At 57.5% G+C, this 18,350-nt stretch carries 16 protein-coding genes; 9 read left to right on the top strand and 7 right to left on the bottom strand.

What is annotated here, in order from left to right; translation table 11 throughout:
* Window positions 1-333: 333 nt before the first annotated feature.
* From LG327_RS02055 to LG327_RS02035, 5 genes are all read right to left on the bottom strand, one after another.
* Window positions 334-1,623 carry a TRAP transporter large permease subunit gene (locus LG327_RS02055; RefSeq protein ID WP_404365227.1) on the bottom strand — a complete coding sequence of 430 codons (1,290 nt, stop codon included), beginning with the start codon at window positions 1,621-1,623 and terminating at the stop codon, window positions 334-336.
* Window positions 1,620-2,165 carry a TRAP transporter small permease subunit gene (locus tag LG327_RS02050; protein WP_404365226.1) on the bottom strand — a complete coding sequence of 182 codons (546 nt, stop codon included), beginning with the start codon at window positions 2,163-2,165 and terminating at the stop codon, window positions 1,620-1,622. Before LG327_RS02050 ends, LG327_RS02055 begins: the two co-directional genes overlap by 4 nt.
* Before the next feature lie 128 nt (window positions 2,166-2,293).
* Window positions 2,294-3,376 carry a TRAP transporter substrate-binding protein gene (locus LG327_RS02045; RefSeq protein ID WP_404365224.1) on the bottom strand — a complete coding sequence of 361 codons (1,083 nt, stop codon included), beginning with the start codon at window positions 3,374-3,376 and terminating at the stop codon, window positions 2,294-2,296.
* A gap of 178 nt (window positions 3,377-3,554) precedes the next feature.
* Window positions 3,555-4,565: a ChaN family lipoprotein gene (locus tag LG327_RS02040; protein ID WP_404365223.1), complete on the bottom strand. Its 1,011-nt coding sequence runs from the start codon at window positions 4,563-4,565 to the stop codon at window positions 3,555-3,557.
* A gap of 39 nt (window positions 4,566-4,604) precedes the next feature.
* Window positions 4,605-5,648 carry an acyltransferase family protein gene (locus tag LG327_RS02035; protein ID WP_404365221.1) on the bottom strand — a complete coding sequence of 348 codons (1,044 nt, stop codon included), beginning with the start codon at window positions 5,646-5,648 and terminating at the stop codon, window positions 4,605-4,607.
* A 176-nt stretch (window positions 5,649-5,824) separates the two neighbouring features.
* Here LG327_RS02035 and LG327_RS02030 point away from each other — a divergent pair, with 176 nt between their 5' ends.
* Window positions 5,825-6,370: a macro domain-containing protein gene (locus LG327_RS02030; protein ID WP_404365219.1), complete on the top strand. Its 546-nt coding sequence runs from the start codon at window positions 5,825-5,827 to the stop codon at window positions 6,368-6,370.
* Window positions 6,371-6,483: 113 nt separating this feature from the next.
* Entirely contained in the window at window positions 6,484-7,332 is an 849-nt protein-coding gene (locus tag LG327_RS02025; protein ID WP_404369155.1) for a DMT family transporter, read from the top strand.
* Here the strand turns inward: LG327_RS02025 and LG327_RS02020 are convergent.
* On the bottom strand, window positions 7,329-8,447 hold the full coding sequence (locus LG327_RS02020) for a histone deacetylase (RefSeq protein WP_404365217.1): 1,119 nt from the start codon (window positions 8,445-8,447) through the stop codon (window positions 7,329-7,331). The genes LG327_RS02025 and LG327_RS02020 overlap by 4 nt on opposite strands.
* Before the next feature lie 214 nt (window positions 8,448-8,661).
* On the opposite strand from LG327_RS02020, the gene LG327_RS02015 reads away from it, so the two are divergent.
* The 7 genes from LG327_RS02015 (at window position 8,662) to LG327_RS01985 (ending at window position 17,210) form a co-directional block, all read left to right on the top strand.
* Complete coding sequence (locus LG327_RS02015; RefSeq protein WP_404365215.1) at window positions 8,662-10,614, top strand: ion channel DMI1; 1,953 nt, start codon at window positions 8,662-8,664, stop codon at window positions 10,612-10,614.
* A gap of 84 nt (window positions 10,615-10,698) precedes the next feature.
* Window positions 10,699-12,387 carry a cation:proton antiporter gene (locus LG327_RS02010; protein WP_404365213.1) on the top strand — a complete coding sequence of 563 codons (1,689 nt, stop codon included), beginning with the start codon at window positions 10,699-10,701 and terminating at the stop codon, window positions 12,385-12,387.
* A gap of 212 nt (window positions 12,388-12,599) precedes the next feature.
* Window positions 12,600-14,189 (top strand): isocitrate lyase, encoded by a 1,590-nt coding sequence (locus LG327_RS02005; protein ID WP_404365211.1) that lies wholly within the window; start codon window positions 12,600-12,602, stop codon window positions 14,187-14,189.
* Between the two features lie 369 nt (window positions 14,190-14,558).
* Window positions 14,559-15,608, top strand: coding sequence for a hypothetical protein (locus LG327_RS02000; RefSeq protein WP_404365209.1), 1,050 nt, complete (start codon window positions 14,559-14,561; stop codon window positions 15,606-15,608).
* Between the two features lie 53 nt (window positions 15,609-15,661).
* On the top strand, window positions 15,662-16,012 hold the full coding sequence (locus LG327_RS01995) for a hypothetical protein (RefSeq protein WP_404365208.1): 351 nt from the start codon (window positions 15,662-15,664) through the stop codon (window positions 16,010-16,012).
* A gap of 12 nt (window positions 16,013-16,024) precedes the next feature.
* Window positions 16,025-16,717: a C39 family peptidase gene (locus LG327_RS01990; RefSeq protein ID WP_404365206.1), complete on the top strand. Its 693-nt coding sequence runs from the start codon at window positions 16,025-16,027 to the stop codon at window positions 16,715-16,717.
* 4 nt (window positions 16,718-16,721) lie between these two features.
* On the top strand, window positions 16,722-17,210 hold the full coding sequence (locus LG327_RS01985; RefSeq protein ID WP_404365204.1) for a hypothetical protein: 489 nt from the start codon (window positions 16,722-16,724) through the stop codon (window positions 17,208-17,210).
* Window positions 17,211-17,277: 67 nt separating this feature from the next.
* Here the strand turns inward: LG327_RS01985 and LG327_RS01980 are convergent, their stop codons facing one another.
* A complete protein-coding gene (locus LG327_RS01980; RefSeq protein WP_404365202.1) occupies window positions 17,278-18,348 on the bottom strand; it encodes a transporter in 1,071 nt (356 codons plus the stop codon).
* Between the last annotated feature and the right edge of the window lie 2 nt (window positions 18,349-18,350).

The following is an 18,350-nucleotide window of genomic DNA, read 5'->3' as shown; positions in this document are numbered from 1 at the left end:
GCTCTCCCTGAACGAATCTTGTCTTCATGGCCTTTTAAGGGGTCAAAAAAAACAGCAACAAGTCGCCGCGTACAGCCCGGCGTTTCACTCCAAGTATAGAAAGTGATTGCCTTTTGTCACTCTTTGACATGTCATGGACCTCCCCGGGGAGGCGATATGTTTAAACCTGCATCATTAAGTTCAGTTTGCCAATGAATTTCCGGAAGAATCAAGCTGTAAGTGACATTTGCCAGAGGCTCTGTTTCTTCAGTGGCCTTCAGAACAGAAAAGCCCGGCATGGAGCCGGGCTTTGGGAGGAGTACGATGCATGCTGCTGTGCCCGGGTTTCCGGCGTCAGGAGCCCATGCCAAACCATGAAGGAAAGATGAAAATCAGTGCCAGTACGGCTATCTGTATCGCTATGAACGGCAACACCCCGCGGTATATGTCCGTTGTCCGTACCGAGGGTGGCGATACGCCTTTGAGGTAGAACAGACTGAATCCGAAGGGGGGCGTAAGGAAACTTGTCTGGAGGTTCATGGCGATCAGGATGGCAAACCACAGCATGTTGATGCCCAGCGCTTCCGCGACCGGTGCCAGGATAGGCACAATAATGAACGAAATCTCGACGAAGTCGATGAAGAACCCAAGAATCAGAATCACCAGCATGGCGAAGATCAGGAAACCCCATTTCTCGCCGGGCAGGGACAGGAGGAATTCCTCAAGTATGTAGTCGCCTCCGGTGTAGCTGAAGGTCATCGAGAAGGCGGTGGCGCCGATCAGGATGGCAAACACCATCGCGGTAACCTTGACCGTGTCCTGGGCGCTCTGCCACATCAGGCTGAAAGAGAACTGCCGGTAGGCAATGGCCAGTAGCAGTGCTCCGACGCCGCCAAGGGCAGCAGATTCCGTCGGGGTGGCGATACCGGTGAAGATTGAGCCAAGGACCACCGCGATCAGCGCCAGGGGTGGAATGATGGCGATCAGGGCTTTTACGATTTCCTGGCCGCGGGTGTCATCACTGGTCCTCTCCATGGGAGGCGCCAGTTTCGGCTTCCAGAGGGTCAGAAGAATGATGTAGCCAAGATACAGGATAATGAGGACTGCCCCGGGAATGACCGCCGCCCTGAACAGGTCTCCCACCGGAAGGCCCAGTACGTCACCCAGTATGATGAGGATAATGGATGGTGGCACGATCTGCCCCAGGGTTCCGGAGGCACAGATGGTGCCGCAGGCAAGCTTCTTGTCATAGCCATGGGCCAGCATGACCGGGAGTGAGATCAGGCCCATGGCCACCACGCTGGCCCCCACCACGCCAGTGGAAGCCGCCAGCAGTGCACCCACAAAAATGGTGGACATGGCGAGCCCGCCGGGCAGCCCACCAAACAGACGCCCCATGGATTCGAGCAACTGCTCTGCAAGCTTTGTCTTCTGCAGCACTATGCCCATGAAGATAAACAGCGGTACCGCCATCAGCACAGTGTTCTGCATGATGCTCATGATCCGGAAGGGCATGAATGCAAAAAGGTCCGGACCTACGGCAAAGACTCCAAACAGCAGGGCAAGCCCGCCGAATACGAAAGCCACAGGAAAACCCCACATCAGCATCAGCAGGGCTACCCCAAACATGATCAGGCCAATCATGCCAAACCTCCCTGACTCTTGTCGCTGGTATAGGACTCGCCAAGCCTGAGAACCCGGATGCCCTGGGTTACCATGCCAAGGCCGCTGGTGGCAATGAATACCCCGGAAAGAGGCATCATGGACTTGATGATCCAGCGATACTGAAGGCCGCCGGGGTCGCCACTTCCCTCCCCGAGCTCGTAAGCTTCCAGAGTGTAGCTGTATCCGTAGTAGATGATCAGAAGAGCGAAGGGAATGACAAGGACCAGGGCGCCGATGATGTTGACCCAGGCCTTCATCGGATCTTTCCACCGGTCATAGAAAACGTCGACCCGGACATGGCCATCGGTTCGCATGGCGTAGGGGATACCCAGCAGGAAAACCACTGCGTAGAGGTGCCACTCCATTTCCTGCATGCCAATGGACACTTCGTTGAATACGTAACGCGCCACAACGTCGTAAAAAACGTTGAACACCATGAGTATGAAGGCCGCGCTCGCGATCCAGCCGCAGAGGTAAGAAAGTCGCGCCAGGCCATGATCCAGCGCAATGATCCATCGCATAACCCATCCTCTTTCTGGTGGCATGTCAGCAAATTTCAGGAGTTGCCATCAGTGTTTCTGAACGCACAGTGCCGGGCGCTTCTGACAGAAGCTTTCCCGGCACTGTGCGGTCATCACCTGATCCTGGCTCAGTCGTTCAGCGTTGCCATGGTGTTCAGGTAGGCCCGCAGGGAAATGTCTGTGTAATTACGGGCGTTTTTGAGATACATCGCCTGGGAATCAATGATCTTTTTGGCCTGAGCATCTTCCGCGGCCGCTTCGGCAAGCAGCTTGTCGTTGGCTTTTGCCATGGCTGCCAGCACGTCATCCGGGAAGTTTTTTATCTGCACGTTCGGATGCTTTTCCTGGATGGTGGCCCATGCCTTTGAATTCTCGTGGACCGAGTGAATCAGCATGTCGTAAGCCGCGGTGCGCATGGCGACCCGCAGGATTTCCTGCAGGTCCGCAGGCAGCCTGTCCCAGACTTTCTGGTTGACCAGAAACTGCAGTTCGGTGGCAGGCTCGTGCCAGCCTGTGTAGTAGTAGTCGGCAATCTGCTGGAAGCCAAGACGGAGATCCAGAGCCGGGCCGACCCACTCAACCGCGTCGATGGTGCCGCGTTCCAGCGCAGTGTAGAGCTCACCAGGTGCTATGTTCGTCGGATTAACGCCCACCTCGGCGAACACCTCACCCTGGAAGCCCGGAATGCGCATTTTCAGACCTTTCAGGTCATCCAGTGAATTGATTTCCTTGCGAAACCAGCCGCCCATCTGGACGCCGGTATTGCCGCCGGGAAAGGATAACAGGTTGTGGGGTTCGTAGACTTCCTGCATCAACTCCATGCCGCCCCCGTGATAGAACCAGGCGTACTGTTCATCAGCGGTCATACCGAACGGCATACTGGTGAAGAAAAGAGTATTGGGAACCTTGCCCTTCCAGTAGTAGGAGGCGGAATGTCCCATGTCGTACTGGCCGGCCTTGACCATGTCAAAGACACCCAGTGCAGCCTTGTGCTTGTTGGCGGAGTCGATACGGATCTTGAGGCGTCCATTGGACATTTTGTCGACCATGGCGGCCATGTTCTTGGTGGTGTCACCGAAAATCGGGAAGTTGGGGCCCCAGGTCTCGGCCAGGCGCAGGGTGAACGTTTCCTGGGCAGTAGCGGGGCCCGCGCAGAGCAGTGTTGCAAGAGTGAGGGCCATCAAAGTGGCCAGAGTAGAACGGATCTTCATGGCTCAGCGTTCCTTCTTCGTCATTGTTGTTTGGTAGAGTCTGCATGTCAGTTGTAGTCAAAAAGTTCCGGAAAAGCGACTCCGGAACCCATCGACGAGGGATTTCAAGCTACCACGCTTTGGCCATGGAAAGAATCTGAATGACGGCGCCCCCCGACTTAAGTACTAGTGTCCCGTTTCAGTGGTTGTCTTTTTCGCCGCAGCCGGGGCCGGAGGAGGGCGCGAAATGTGCCTCCATGCCTGCTTTTCTGCGTTCCGGGTCAATGTACTCCGGAGGTAGTGGCTGAAGCAGGTAGACAAAATCACCCTGTGTCAGATCCGCGGCTGACGGGGCTGGTTTATCCGGATCATCTGCAATAACCGGTGTGACAATGCGGATCTTCAGATTGGGGTTCCTGTGGGCGAGAGCCGCCGGTGCACCCAGCCCCTCCTCGCTGTGGAAGCGGCCGGTCACATGAATTATCTGATGTCCGGGGTGATCCAGGTGAGCACGCTGGATCGAGTAGGCCATGGTGTTGTCCCGCAGAAGCTGTGCTTTGAGGAGCCGCCTGGTGGTCTCGCCGTCCATCACGCCGTGACCGCCCGATTCCATGGTCGCGGCGAATTTTTCCCGGTATCCCTCTTCACTGTAAAAGGGCTCCTCCGGCACCAGTTTCTGGTGGCCCCCTTCGAGCCTCTCCAGATAACCGGCGCCCTCACGGGCCACGCAGCGGACGATGTCTGGAGGAGCGTTGGCCGCAATCACCGGCAGATCGTTGCGGCGGGCGAACTCGACAAGGGGCCTGTAAGAGGCCCGGTAGTTGGGCCAGGCATCGGCTTGTTCTATCAGCTCAGCCTCGCCAATTTCTCCGGCAAGGTACGCGTTGAGGCTGTCCTGGTGGTCAACGGAGAATTGCTCCATTGACAGCACCTGCCGGGGCCTCAGGCCATGCAGTGCCAGTTGCAGTCGGGACTGGAAAAGGTGGGCGCCATTGTGGCCGTGGATTTCGCCAATGAAGACGACATCTGCATCCCGCAGCAGGCTGGCCAGCGTCGCCAGGGGCAGGGGGCGGCCCTCTTCACTGCCAAACAGCCGGGTCTGGTAAAGGGATTCAATGGGCGCCGGCGCATTGGCCGCAGAGCGGACGGTGCCGCAGCCTGTCAGAAAAGTCACGAGGGTGGCGGAGACAAGCAGGTACCTGGCGTTCATGTTGCGGGTGACTCCTCATGCAGCTGGCTGGAACCCAGTTCATGGTGGCGTAAGTTCAGTCGTCGGGGCCAGAGGAGCTCCACCCGGGCGCCGACGTCGAAACCAGGCCAGAGCAGGGCGCTCAATTCCGTGATGAATGCCTGTAGCCAGCCCGATGGCGACCGCCAGCGCAATAACCACGTTGAGCCATCCTGGCAGGCCGAGGCCGTAACCGACGCCCATGATGCCATAGCCGACATTCTGGTGAACCAGGTACAGGGCATAGGATATACGACCCAGCCACAGAAGCGGCCCATGTGCCAGCCAGTCAAGGCGCCCGGTAATGGCCAGCACAAAAACGCCATACGAGCCCAGGACAAACAGGTTGAATGGTGCCTTGTAGGCGAGGAGGCAGTGCGTCATGGCCAGCACCAGAAGCGCTTTCTCCCATAATGGCGGCCGGCCGTGGCTGTGCCAGCGATAAAACAGCATGCCGCTTATGAAAAGCGGCGCATAGCGGGTAAAAAGCAGATCCTTGAGCAGAAATTCGAGGCCGGGAGGAATGTCCCCCCAGTAAATCACCGCCCCATAGCTGACCAGCACCCACCCCCAGAACACCCCCTGAAGTGCTCTGCCGTTTCCCAGCGTATAGAAGAAAAGAGCTATCCAGAAGTAAAAGGTGACCTCAATAACCAGGCTCCAGTATGCGCCGTCCACATGGGGGTATCCCAGATATTCATGCATCAGGGTGAGATTCGCCAGAGCTGCAGACAGTGACACGGAACGGTCTTCTGGCCCCATCAGATACACCGACACCATGGTGATGGCGATGCTGAGCCAGAGAGCTGGCAGCAGCCTGAAGCCCCGGGCAAGGGCAAACCAGCCGGCTGTTGGCGTGCGTGTCAGGGTCATGAAGATGACAAACCCGCTGAGCATGAAGAACAGGTGTACGCCGTAGCGCCCAAAATCCAGGACGGGCCAAGGCGTGAATTCATGGCCATAAAGCCTGTGGTACCAGGGCACAAAATGGAAAAGCACAACAATCAGGGCAGCTACGCCACGCAGGGCGTCGAGGGACTCAAGTCTGTGATTGAGTGCTGACATTGGACGACTACCGGGGAAATCTGTCCAGTCTACGGTGTCCTCTGCCGGGATAATACCGGATCCACATTACTGTTCCGGAACTGTCTGTGCTATCAGGGGTTGCCCATTGCTGTTGCAGCGTTATGCTGGGCATGAAGCGTAAATCTCAAACCGTCTGTTCTAAGGGGGAATTGCCCATGGGTCAGCACAGTATTTACGGAGTCACCTTTGAGTGCGTCCAGGGGGACATTACCGGTCAGGACGACATGGACGCTATTGTCAACGCCGCCAACGCGGAGCTTCGCACCGGAGGAGGTGTTGCCGGAGCCATTCACAGGGCTGCAGGCCCGGGCCTGGAAGAAGAATGCCGCTCAAAGGCCCCCATCCAGCCGGGGGAGGCGGTGATTTCCGGCGGACACGAGCTGCCCAACCGCTACGTGATCCACTGTCTCGGTCCGGTCTATGGCATTGATGAGCCGGCCGACGAACGCCTCGCGGACTGTTACCGCAACGCCATCGCACTGGCGGAAGAAAAGGGCCTCCGCAGTGTGGCCTTTCCGGCAATTTCCACAGGAGCCTTTGGCTATCCGATGGAATCCGCGGCACGGGTGGCCATGAGGACGCTGGTGTTCCTGGCGAAGCAGGGGACGTCAGTGGAGCATATCCGGTTTGTGCTGTTCAGCGAAGAAGACCGGAGCATCCATGATCAGGCGCTGGGGGCCATGGTCGACAGGGATGTCTGAGATGGCCAGGTGACCAGGCAGTGGATTCAGCGTTTTTGTCCGAGACGGTTGCGGGTATGGCGTCTGCACGCCTTGAGTGAGAATGACCGGAATTTCTGAGGGTATTGTCCGTGATACATTCCCGAGCTTTTATCCTGACCGGACTTGCCATGGTCGCCTTTGCCGGCAATTCCCTGTTAACCCGCGCCGCGCTGCGGGAAACCGGAATTGATGCTGCCAGCTTCACCAGCATTCGCCTGGCATCCGGAGCTCTGGTGCTCTGGGGCCTCGTTGTGCTTCGTGGCCATGGCATTTCCGGCAGCGGCAACTGGTGGTCTGCCCTTGCGCTGTTCGGGTATGGCGCGGCGTTCTCCTTTGCCTACATCGACCTGTCCACCGGCATGGGGGCGCTCCTGCTATTCGGGGCTGTTCAGGCCACCATGATCGGTTACGGCCTGTGGCAGGGGGAGAGGCTGGAGCCGCTCCAGTGGCTTGGCTTTCTGATGGCCTTTGGGGGGCTTGCCGGGTTACTTATGCCGGGGCTGTCCGCTCCTCCGATCGCGAGCTCGGCGCTGATGATAGGGGCAGGCGTCGCATGGGGCATCTATTCCCTGCGTGGCAGGGCCGCAGGAGACGCCACCCGGGTCAGCTCCGGAAATTTTGCGCGAGCAGTGGCTTTTGCTCTCGTACTGAGTTTACTGATGGTTGATCAGGCCAGTCTGGATGCCGCTGGTACAGGCTATGCTCTGGCTTCCGGCGCCATTACTTCGGCTCTGGGTTATGCCATCTGGTACACGGCGTTGCCGATGATTCGGGCGGTCACTGCCGCCACCGTGCAGCTGACCGTACCTGTGATTGCAGCCCTGGGAGGAATAGTGCTGCTGGGTGAACCGCTTACCCTGCGGCTGGTGCTGGCAGGTGCGGCCATTCTGGGTGGCATCTGGCTCGTCGTCCTCGAAAAACAGCAGACAGCAAAGGCCTAAGCGGAATCCTCGTCAGGACCTGGCTGCAGGAAGGCATCCCGGTGAAAGGCTGCCGCTGCTTCCACTTCTTTGACGCCGCAGACGCCCGGCTCTGGAACTTCGCCCCCTGCGAGCACCTCCAGCACCGCGCGGACGCCATGGGAGAGAGATTCCAGGTGGTAGCCTCCCTCCAGCACAAAGGCCACGCGGCCCTCGCAATGTTTGTGGGCAATCTCCTGCATGATCGCGGTCATGGCAGCAAACCCTTCATAGGATACGTTGAGGGCGAGGTCATACCAGTGCGGGTCAAAGCCGGCGGAAACCAGAATCAGATCCGGCTTGAACCAGTCCGCAGCCGGCACCACTATGTCCCTGAACGCCTTGAGATAGGCCGCGTCTCCGGACCCTGCTGCCATCGGGATGTTAACCGTGGTGCCTTCGCCAAAGCCCGCCCCTACTTCCTCAAGGCTGCCCGAGCCGGGATAGAAGGGCGCGGCCCGGTGCAGATCGACGAACATGACATCCGGATCCGCCCAGAATATATCCTGAGTGCCGTTGCCGTGGTGAGCGTCCCAGTCCACGATCATTACCCGGTCACATCCAAGCTCGGCCTGGGCATGGGCGGCGGCTACCGCCACGTTGTTGAACAGGCAGAAGCCTCTTGCCCGTACTGGTTCAGCGTGATGCCCCGGTGGCCGCACCAGGGCAAAGGCGCTGCTGGCACGCCCCTGCATGACCGCTTCCGCCGCAGCAATGGCGGTGCCTGCGGCTACTTCGGCGGCTTCGATGCTGCCGGTGGATACGGCTGTGGTGTCTACATCGAGCCAGGCGTTCTGCCCCCGGAGCTCATACATATGCTCAAGGTAGCCTGTGGTGTGGACCCGCCCGAGCTGCTCCCGGGTGGCAGGGCGGCCGGATTCAAAGCGGACTCCTTCCACAGGTTCTTTTTCCAGCAGATTCATAATGGCGGTCAGCCGGCCCGGGTGCTCCGGATATTTCCAGGGCACTCCAAGGTGGGAAAGAATCTCCCGTATCCGCTTGTCCATGCGGCTTGGCAGGAACGGCGCATCGGAATCCGGCTGATGGGCAAGAACCCGGTCGTCGTAGAACACGATTACGTCACCGACAGCAGTCACTATACAGTTCTCCTGACCTCCATGGATAAAGGTTGCCCCCTGATAGAGGATCTCCATAACAATCACCATACTATCAGTATAAATCAGAAGACACTGACAGAAGTCGCGGTCGCTGGTGTGATCCCTTAGGATAGCAGCCGGGATATCCGGCAGCGTCCTGCTCTGCTGACCGCGAATGCTCCGGCCCGCCTTTCAGCGCTTCAGGGGAAAACAGATGTTGCCACTGCGTTTTATTGACAAAATGAAGTTTGTTGTGGAGCGGCAACTGGTCAAGGGGGCGGGCTTCCAGCTGCTTGTGGTGGCGATATTTATCGGCCTCATCTCCCTGGTGGGCGGCCTGCTCGTGCTGCCTCTGGCCGAGTCTGACGACGTGGGAGGGGCCATATGGTGGGCTTTCCTGCGCCTGACAGACCCGGGCTACCTTGGGGATGACGAGGGCAACTGGCGCCGTTTTGTGTCCACCATCCTTACCGTCAGCGGGTATGTGGTGTTCATGGGTACTCTGGTCGCGATTCTGACGCGATGGCTGATTGCCAGAATGACGGACATGGAGCGTGGCCTGACGCCAGTTACCCTGAAAAACCACATCGTGGTTCTTGGCTGGACCAGCCAGACGCTGCCGCTGCTGAGTGAGCTACTGGGTGCGTCGGCCCGGGTGCGGCGGTTTCTTCAGAAACACGAAGTTCATCGTCTGCGCCTTGTTGTGCTGTCTGAAAGCGCTTCCGCCAGTCAGGTTCATGAGCTTCGCAGCGAGCCGGGTATCGGCCGCAAGGCACGCCAGATCATCCTTCGTGCCGGCACCGCGATCCAGCCAGATGCTCTGCAGCGGGTTGCCTGCCTCGATGCCGCTGCCGTGATTGTACCGAGCGCGGCCCATGAGGCGGGCAGCCTGGTGACCTCGGACGTGGAAACCGTCAAGGCGCTGCTTTCCATTGCCGCCCAGGCCCGTCAGGCGGGATCCTCTCTGCCCTATGTGGTTGCCGAAATCCAGGATGTGCGGAAACATCCGGTTATTGAGCGGGCCTACCCGGGTGAAGTGGAAATTGTGGCGGGGGATGCCACCATCAGCCGCCTGATGGTGCAGAACATCCTGCATCCGGGTCTGTCGGAAGTTTTCAATGAGCTGTTCACTGCCAAAGATGGCAACGAGATTTTCATACGGGGCGGTGATTCCCTGGCCGGAATGACCCTTGGCGAACTGGCTTCCCGCCGCCCCGGAGTGATTGCTCTGGGAGTGCTGAGCCGCGGACCCGGCCGCAACAACTGGAATATTCAGTTGCCCGCGCCATCCGACACCCTCATTGGCCCGGATGACCGGGTGGTCCTGCTGGCCAGGGACTATGAGGACACCGAGGCGGATGCCCGTGCCGCCCCGCTGCCGGTCATCCCCCGGGGATTGGCTTCTGTCACGCCCCTTGCGGAGGCAGAAAAGGTCCACCGGGTACTGGTGCTGGGCTGGAATCGGCGGGTGCCAAGCCTTATTGCAGAGTTCGCCAGCCATGCCCGGAGAAAGTTCGAGATGGATATTGTGTCGGTGGTGCCGGCGCCGGAAAGGCAGCTGGAAATTGACCGATACCTCGGGGAGCAGCAGGGCGTCACCTGCCGGCACGTGGAGGCGGATTACATGGTGGAGGGCGAACTGCGGCGGGTGCGGCCTCTGGACTATGACTCCATCATGCTTCTGAGTAGCGACCGCCTGGCTTCCGGAGAAGAGGCCGATGCCAGAGCCATGGTGGGCTACCTGCAGCTTGAAGATATTCTCAGTGAAGGCAGCCACCGGCCCCAGCTGATTCTGGAACTGAGCGATCCGGACAACCGGAACCTGCTGACTGGCCACCAGAGCGAGATGATGATCAGCCCGATGATCATCAGTCACGTGCTGGCCCAGGTGGCTCTGCGCCGGGAGTTGCGAGTAGTTCTGGACGAACTCTTCACCGTTGGCGGGCCTGAAATACAGTTCCGGGACATTCAGGACTATCCTCTGCCCGCAAGTGTGAATTTTCAGCTGGTGGAAAAGATACTCGCGTCCCGGGGGGAGGTGGCCCTTGGAGTGTTCAGGGCAGAACCGGACAGGGAGGGGCGCCATCTCCAGCTGAATCCTGAGCGCCGTGCTTATCTTGATCTCCGGCAGGGAGACAGGCTGGTGGTGCTCTGTATTGCAGCATGAAGGGCGGCCCCTGATCAGGGCAATGATCGGCCTTAAAGCGTTAGAATGGGAACACAGCAGATACGGGATGAAAGGATTCTTTTTATGGCAGAGTTACTGGCAGGCCACCCTTTCTATGAGATCAGCGCCTTACTGATACTGGCAGCAGTTGCGGGTACTGTTGGGCTGATTTTACGTCAGCCCATGATTGTGAGTTTTATCGCCGTGGGGATTCTGGCCGGGCCATCGGCCCTGGACCTGGTCCATTCCTATGGCCAGATTGAGCTTCTTGCTGAGCTTGGCATTGCAGTGCTGCTGTTCCTGGTAGGGCTCAAGCTGGATCTGAAGCTGGTACGACGACTGGGGGCCGTAGCTCTGGCCACCGGGCTCGGGCAGGTGTTTTTCACCGCAGTCATCGGTTTTGGCATTGCCCTGGCACTTGGCCTGTCTCCCGTGGCCGCAGCCTATGTTGCAGTGGCGCTTACATTTTCCAGCACCATTATCATCGTCAAGCTGCTGACAGACAAGAAAGAGGTCGACTCGCTCCATGGCCGCATTGCCATAGGTTTCCTTATTGTGCAGGACCTGGCAGTGATCATTGCAATGCTGGTGCTTTCCGCATTTGGCGTTGGAGAAACCGGAGCCCAGGGCGAAGTACACCCGTTCGAACATGTATCCCGTGTGCTTGGTTATGGTTTTGCCCTGCTGGTTCTTGTCGGCCTGTTCATACGCTACCTCGCTGACCCCCTGGTCAGGCGCATCGCCATTTCCCCGGAGCTGCTCATCATATTCGCCATTGCCTGGGCTGCGTTTCTGGCAGCGGTGTCCGACTATGTGGGGCTGAGCAAGGAGCTGGGCGGGCTGCTTGCTGGTGTGTCTCTGGCTTCGACCGAGTTTCGGGAGGCAATCGTCGCCAGACTGTCTTCTCTTCGTGACTTCCTGTTGCTGTTTTTCTTTATCGCTCTGGGCACCCAGCTTGACCTCAGTATGCTGGGTGCCCAGATAGTGCCCGCGCTCGTATTATCCGCCTTTGTGCTCGTGGGCAACCCCCTCATAGTCATGGTCATCATGGGAGTCCTCGGTTATCGCAAACGCACTGGCTTTCTGGCCGGGCTGACCGTTGCACAGATCAGCGAGTTTTCGCTCATCTTCGTAGCCATGGGCATTTCCCTGGGCCATATCGGTCCTGATGCCCTGGGTCTGGTGACCCTTGTGGGGCTCATCACTATTGCCACCTCCGTGTACATGATCAGTTATTCCCAGACCCTGTATCGATGGTTTGAGCCCCTTCTGGCAGTGTTCGAGCGCCGTCACCCGTTTCGGGAGCAGGGAACTGCCGATGAGGCGGCTTCGTCCGGGCGTCATGACGTGATTCTGTTCGGCGTGGGCCGTTATGGCGCATCCATAGCGGGCCATCTACAGCGCGCCAATTACAGAATTCTGGCAGTGGATTTTGATCCCGAAGCAGTCCGACGCTGGCGGCGGGCGGGTTTTGATGTTGTTTTCGGTGATGCCAGCGATGAAGACTTTGTCGGGAGTCTGCCCTTGCAGCATGCCCAGTGGGTCATTTCTGCCATGCCGGACCAGGAGGTGGGTGTTACCCACATGGATCCACGACTGGTCCTGATTCGCGCCCTCCGCCGCCATGGCTATACCGGCCGGATTGCGGTCTCCACCAAGAATCCCGAGGAGTATGACTCGCTGATTCAGGCGGGAGCAGACATAGTGTTCAAGCCTTATGAGGATGCGGGCCGGCAGGCCGTGGGACTCATGGGCGTAGGCAGTGAGATATAGGCAGGAATTTCATGATCTTGATCAGCCATGATCCACAAGAGGCATGATAGTCTTTTAGTATTCACTGAAGAAATGCCGAAAATAGATATTATAAATTTCAATTATAAATTCAAACCCTCTAAAGTGTTCGCCAACGTCGGCAGGTTGCTTGATTTCTGAGCGGTCTGCTGGCTCGCCTGAGATCCTCTAAAGACCACGAGACAGGACTGACCATGCCATATTCAAACGACGTTGATGCCATTGCATCGCTGCTCAAGCAGAACCCCACCTGGAATGCCATCAAGCCTGAGCATGCTGCTCGCATGCGCGCCCAGAATCGCTTCAAGACCGGCCTGGATATAGCAAAGTACACCGCAAAAATCATGCGGGAAGACATGGCCAACTACGACAAAGATACGTCGCAGTACACCCAGTCGCTGGGCTGCTGGCACGGCTTCATCGGCCAGCAGAAGATGATCTCCATCAAGAAGCATTTCAACAGCACCAAGCGTCGTTACCTGTACCTGTCTGGCTGGATGGTTGCCGCCCTGCGCTCCGAGTTTGGCCCGCTGCCTGACCAGTCCATGCATGAGAAGACGGCTGTTTCCAGCCTGATCGGCGAGCTATATACCTTCCTGCGCCAGGCTGACGCATGGGAACTGAACCACCTTTTCCGTGACCTGGAAGAAGCCGAGAAGGCCGGCGACAAGGCGAAAGCCGATGAGCTGATCAGCAAGATCGACAACCACGAAACCCACGTCGTTCCCATCATCGCCGACATCGACGCTGGTTTTGGTAATGCAGAAGCCACCTATCTGCTGGCCAAGCAGATGATTGAGGCCGGCGCCTGCTGTATCCAGATCGAAAACCAGGTTTCCGACGAGAAGCAGTGTGGCCACCAGGACGGCAAGGTTACCGTTCCTCACGCCGACTTCCTGTCCAAGATCAACGCTGTTCGCCTGGCGTTTCTGGAACTGGGTGTTGACGACGGCGTCATCGTTGCACGTACCGACTCCCTGGGCGCTGGCCTGACCCAGAAGCTGGCTGTAACCGAAGAGCCGGGCGACTTGGGCGACCAGTACAATGCCTTCCTGGATGGCGAGTACATCGATAGCGCTTCCGACATCAACAACGGCGATGTGGTGATCAAGTCCAACGGCAAGCTGCTCAAGCCGAAGCGTCTGGCTTCCGGCCTGTTCCAGTTCCGTCCCGGCACTGGTGAAGACCGTGTGGTTCTGGACTGTATCACCAGCCTGCAGAACGGCGCAGACCTGCTGTGGATCGAAACCGAGAAGCCCCACGTGGGCCAGATCGCGGCCATGGTTAACCGCATCAAGGAAGAAGTGCCGGATGCCAAGTTGGTCTACAACAACAGCCCGTCATTCAACTGGACCCTGAACTTCCGTCAGCAGGTATTCGATGCCTGGAAGGAAGAAGGCAAGGACGTGTCCGCCTACGAGCGTGCCGACCTGATGAATGCCAGGTACGACGAGACCGAGCTTGGCCAGCTGGCCGACGAGTGGACTGCCAACTTCCAGCGCGATGCTGCCCGTGAAGCCGGCATTTTCCACCACCTGATCACCCTGCCGACGTACCACACAGCTGCACTGTCTACTGACAACCTGGCGAAGGGATACTTCGGCGACGAAGGCATGCTGGCCTACGTTGCAGGCGTTCAGCGCAAGGAAATCCGTCAGGGCATCGCAACCGTGCGGCACCAGGACATGGCCGGTTCCAACATCGGCGATGACCACAAGGAGTTCTTCGCAGGTGACGCGGCTCTGAAGGCCGGTGGTAAAGACAACACCATGAACCAGTTCTGATCAAGGGTTCCTCTTGTCAGGCCCGGCTTTACGCCGGGCCACCTTGAATACCTCGCTCCCGGGCGAGGTTTTTCGTTTTCTGACACCCAGGGTTTTTTCATCCCTCTGAAAACCGGGACAAATTTCCATTTGCGCGTTTAATGGAAAAAAAACTGTACCAGATCTGCAACACTCCCCTGCTGAAATATTCCCATCTGTGCCGGCATTTGGAATAATAATCTATAAATATCAACTGGTTGATATTATTCCCCGGCCTCTGGCACGGGAATCGCATGGCTACATGGGCGGGGCTGTCATGGAATGACTGCAGGATAACAGTCGATGGGCAACCCTCACTCGTCCAATATCCGAATAAAAGGAAGGATAGTCATGAAAACACAGAAAAGTATGCTGGCGATCGCAGTTGCAATGGCTCTGGGCCTGTCCGGAACAGCAATGGCTGATCTGGGTGGCGATGGTGACCCAAATACCAATGCTGACGAGAGCTCCACAGCAAACAACGATCATTCCGGCAATACCAACTCCGGAAACGACAACTCCGACAACACCAACAATTCCGACAACAGCACCGATGTTGCGGACTCGTTCAAGATTGCCGACAGCGGCAATGACATGTCGGACAACTCCGATAACTCCGATAATTCCGACAACTCAGACAACAGCACTGATGTGGCGGATTCGTTCAAAATTGCCGATAGTGGCAACGATAATTCAGATAATTCCACCAATGTGGCGGACAGCGGAAATGACGCCTCCGACAATTCCACGGACACCAGCATCGCGGATAGCGGAAACGACAATTCCGACAATTCCACCAACGTGGCAGACAGTGGAAATGATGCCTCCGACAACTCCACCAATGTGGCGGACAGCGGAAACGATAGTTCTGACAACTCCACCAACGTGGCGGACAGCGGAAATGACAACTCCGATAATTCCACCAACACCAGCGTAGCGGATAGCGGAAACGACAGTTCTGACAACTCCACCAACGTGGCGGACAGCGGAAATGACAACTCCGACAATTCCACCAACGTGGCGGATAGTGGGAACGACAGTTCCGATAATTCCACCAGTGTGGCGGACAGCGGAAATGACAACTCCGACAATTCCACCAACGTAGCGGATAGCGGAAATGACAGTTCCTTAAATAACTCCAACAACACCACTACGCTGGATGTGACTGCGTTCCTGAACAGCGCTGAGCTGGACGGTTCTGTCTCCGGGGTGACTACAACCTATGGCGACGCCAACAGCGAAAGCTCATACACCAGTGTGACCCACAGCAATAATATCTCCGGTGGTTCTGCGAACTTCACCGGCGTTGGTGCCATTTCCCAGAATTCGGGGAATGCCAGTGTGACCCAGTCCAACGTCAGTGTGATGTCCAACCTGAACACCGGTGGTGGTGGCAACTGAGGAATGCCGGCCGCGCCTGCAGGGTGCGGCCGGACGTTCCGGGAGGAACTGCCATGGGTAACGTCATCAGATGGAAACTGAGGGCTGCCTTGCTGGTTGTGGTTGTTATCTGGGGGGGCCAGCTCTCTGCCGAGGAGTGGATGAACGCCAGGGTCCTGTCTCCGGCTGAGCTGTCAGATTCAAGTGGCCGGCAGGGCATCCCTGTACAGCTGCAACTCAATGATAATCAGCAGCAGGCAACGGTCTCCGACAACCTGTTGTCGGGCAACGTGATCACGGGGGATAACAGCATCTCCGGAGGCGCGTTCGCAAACATGAACGGAGTTGCCACGATTATCCAGAATACCGGAAACCAGGTGGTTATCCAGGACAGTACCCAGATCAACATTCTTATTAACCATTGACGGAGGTGGGCCATGAGAGGGAAGGGACTCGCCGTTATCTGGCTTGGAACCAGTCTGCTCTGGTCCACCGCATTTGCCGGCTCGGTAGTGGTGCCGGGGCTGGGTGGAGATTTTTCCGTTTCTGTCAAAAGTTTCGAGGAGCAGCGTTTCAACCAGATACTCAAACAGCAGTACGATTTCAGCTGCGGTTCTGCTGCCCTGGCTTCGCTCCTGTCCTTTCACTACAGCAATAGTTTCACCGAACAGGAGGTTTTTCTTTCAATGCTGGCTCTGGCGGACGAAGAGAAGGTCAGGGAGCAGGGTTTTTCAATGCTTGATATGAAGCGGTTTCTGGAATCCGAAGGTTATCTGGCCGATGGTTTCAGGATGCCTCTCGCCGGACTCAGAGAGGAAATAAGGCTGCCAACCATTGTCCTCCTTGATCTCGGGGGCTTTCGTCATTTCGTCATCATCAAGGGTATCAGCGAGACGGAGGTCCTGGTCGGAGATCCGGCCAGAGGCCTGAAGATCTATCCGCACGAAGAGTTTGAGCAGTACTGGAATGGCACGGCTTTTGTTATTCGCAGTCATCTGGAGCAGGGGCGAGGTGCGTTTCTGACCGAAAATGACTGGCCGGAGATTGCGGCGGCGCCCCTGCACAAAGGTCTGAGAGGACCATCAGTCGGACATACTCTGCCTTACTGGCCTTCCATGAGGGAGTGGTAACAAGATGAACGGTCGCGCAGCCCTGTTTCTTACACTGTTCCTATGGCTGGCACTCAGCCAGCCCGCCGTCGGGGAGTTGAAGCTGCCCACGCCCGCACTCGATGATCCGGCAATGGATTCGTTAAGGGGAGGCTTTCTGGTTGGAGGGCTGGAAATAGCCATTGGGCTGGATCAGATAGTGTCCGCCAATGGTGAAACACTGGTGATCAACCGGCTGATCATCCCGAACCTCAATCAGGCTGATAGCAGTCGTCTGATCGATCACAGCATGGAAGTGATTTTTCAGGCTGTTGGCCCCGCGCAGAGTTCGGGCTCAACGATTTCCAGCAATTTCATCGGGCAGTCCGGCTGGTTGACCCATATCCAGAACACTATGGACAGCACCGTTATCCAGAATATTCATCAGCTTGATATCGAGTTGAGTAATTTCGGCTCCGGATATCAGTTGCCAGGCCAGTTCGCCGATCAATTGCCGCTGCATCTGGGCCGTTAGCCTGCCGCCGAGCTATTTTCGCCAACCGGCAGATCTCCGCAGATCAGCGGATTAACCAGGCGGCGCATCAGAGGTTTATCGGTAGCCTGACGGTTATTTCGCTGCTGGGGGCGTCGTCAGTAACACCGATGTTGACCGTCAGGCTGAGGCTCGTGGCTGGGGTCAGCCGCTGGGAGAGTCCAAATGCAAGTGACCCTGCCTGAATTCGGTCAAAGGTGGAGTCAAGCAGGTCGTTGTCATGTTCAAATGTGGTTTTCGTTATGACTGAATGCTCATAGGCCAGGCTGAAGGAGGTGCGTTCATTGAAAGCAAAACCCATCCCGAACCCGAACCTGACAATATCTCCCGGGTCCACTGTACCGCCATTCTCGAATCCCTTTTCTTCCTTGAGCGTCCACACATAGCCCAGGTTGCCAAACAGCACTGCCGGTGCCGAGGGGTAGATAAACGAGACACCCGGCTCAAAGGACCAGAAGCCCGAACCGGTTGGGCGCTCCCTGAGTTCCAGCCCTATGGGATTGCCCTGGTTGTCCCGGACAACTCTCTGGTCCACATCATAAGGGCTCTCGCCGGTCGGTGTTTTGACCCGGAAAGATCCAATAAGGTAGGGCCAGCCATGCATTCCGTCAGTAAGCTGGTAGCGGGCGGACAACTCCACATCCCCCAGACCTTCACCGGACGAGTCCCGCAGGGTGTCGACAGGAGTTCCCTGGAAAGCCTGGCGCTCTCTGACATCCTCGTTTATCACCAGATAGGGGACCCTCAGGGCCGTCTCGAATCGGCTGGTAAAACCGTATTTGAGGGATACGGCGCCAACAAATATATCCCGCTGAACCTCCGAGATGTTTATCAGGCCAACCAGAAGTGCGGGTATAACGGTATAGCCCTCGATAGCCACCAGCGTGGAATTGCTGTGAGCCCAGGAAAGCGACGGCTCAATGGTAAACCGGCCGGGCTGGGTCACTATTCCGCGATCAGAGGAAATGGAGGCGATATCCGTGGCCCTGTCTGGAGTCACCCCGGCCTCGTTCTGGCCTGAAGACGACTCCGGGGATGCAGCAGGACCCTGCTGGGCAACGGCGACGGCGCTCAGGAGCGTGCTGCTGATTACAAATGGCAGAAGGCGGCTGCTGGTCATGA

This window comes from Marinobacter sp., from assembly GCF_044799475.1.
Taxonomy (GTDB): domain Bacteria; phylum Pseudomonadota; class Gammaproteobacteria; order Pseudomonadales; family Oleiphilaceae; genus Marinobacter.
The sequence above is the reverse complement of the archived record's forward strand: the minus strand, read 5'-3'. Positions and strand labels throughout refer to the sequence as shown.